General features: G+C 52.1%; 1 protein-coding gene. It reads left to right on the top strand.

Annotation, left to right across the window (positions count from 1 at the left end; all coding sequences use genetic code 11):
- The first annotated feature begins 76 nt into the window (after positions 1 to 76).
- A complete protein-coding gene (locus QEP12_RS16805; protein WP_284214976.1) occupies positions 77 to 1,519 on the top strand; it encodes an IS1182 family transposase in 1,443 nt (480 codons plus the stop codon).
- Positions 1,520 to 1,680: the final 161 nt, after the last annotated feature.

The raw sequence follows: 1,680 nt of genomic DNA, 5'->3' as shown, positions 1-1,680 counted from the left end.
GGAGGCTGTGTGAAAACACTGCATTGGCGGTGGCCCAAACTTAAAATCGTGGCATCTGTATTGAGGTCGATGCCATATGAAGCGCTTCATCGAAGGTGAATGTCGAGATCAGGTCACGCTGCTGCCAGAGTGCCTGGATGACTTCATTGGCGAGGACAATCCTGTACGGATCGTAGATGCCTTTGTTGATGAATTGGACTTGCAAGCTCTGGGCTTCAACAGAGCTGCACCTGCAAGCACAGGTCGTCCGGCGTATCACCCTGCAGTTCTTCTCAAACTTTATATCTACGGGTACCTCAATCGCATCCAGTCCAGCCGCAGGTTGGAGCGGGAAGCTCAGCGCAATGTGGAGTTGATGTGGTTGACAGGACGCTTGGCTCCAGACTTCAAAACGATTGCGGACTTCCGCCATCACAACGGAGTTGGCATTCGCAAGGTATGCAGCCACTTCATTGGTATTTGCAGGGAACTCAAGCTCTTTAGCCAGGCCATCATTGCCATTGATGGCAGCAAATTCAAAGCGGTTAATAACGGTGACAACAACTTCAGCAATGGCAAGATTGAAGGCCGCAAGCGTCAGATCGAGCAAAGCATTCAGCGTTACCTGGACGCCCTTGAAACAGCAGACCGTACGCAGCCTGCAGAGGTCGAGGCAAAAACCAAGCGCCTGAAAGAAAAGATTGAGCTTTTGCGCTTGCAGATGCAAAAACTGGAGCAGGTACAAGAGCAAATTAAGCAGCAGCCTGATGGCCAAATATCTACGGTGGATCCTGACTCGCGGGTGATGATCTCCAAAGGTCAAGGAGTCGTGGGGTACAACGTGCAAGCTGCTGTTGATACTCAAAACCATCTGATCGTGGCCCACGAAGTGACCAACATTGGCAATGACCGTGCACAGTTGAGCAAGATGGCAAAAGCTGCCAAGCAGGAAATGGCTGCAGACAATCTGCAGGCACTGGCAGACCGAGGGTACTTCAATGGCCCGGAAATCAAAGCCTGCGAGGATGCTGGCATTGAGGCATTTGTGCCCAAGCCGCTGACATCGAACGCTAAGGCGGATGGCCGCTTCGATAAGTCTGACTTTGTATATCTATCGGAAACGGATGAATACCGCTGTCCTGCAGGCGAGAGTGCCATTCACCGCTTTAACACGGTGGAGCGCAGTGGCCTGAATGTGCGGGTGTATTGGAGCAGTGCCTGCATAGGCTGCCCTCAAAAGAGCGAATGCACCACGAGCCAGTACAGACGCATTCGCCGCTGGGAGCATGAAGATGTACTGGAGCGCATGCAGGAACGGTTGAATACAAAAACCGATGCCATGACCGTGCGCAGGCGCACAGTGGAACACGTGTTTGGGACGCTCAAGCACTGGATGGGGTCTACCCACTTCTTAACCAAGACATTGGCACATGTAGGCACGGAAATGAGCCTGCATGTGCTGGCCTACAACTTCAAACGTGTGATGTGTATCTTGGGTGCTCAAAACATGATGCAAGCGTTGCGATCTGTGCCAGCGTAAGCCTTTGTGGCTCAATTTTTAGCTGCAAAGCGGCACAGATTGGGCGCAAAACACCTTGAGTGTCGCCACGTTCCCAAAAATAGGGACGCCATTCAAAGACCGACTGTGTAGTGGCGTGCCAATAGCTAACTCGGTAAAAATGCGTTTCCACACAGCCTCGG

It is taken from the genome of Comamonas jiangduensis, assembly GCF_030162955.1.
GTDB classification, from domain to species: Bacteria; Pseudomonadota; Gammaproteobacteria; order Burkholderiales; family Burkholderiaceae_C; genus Comamonas; species Comamonas jiangduensis.
Note: the sequence above shows the minus strand (reverse complement) of the source record. Positions and strands in the feature narration are given on the sequence as shown.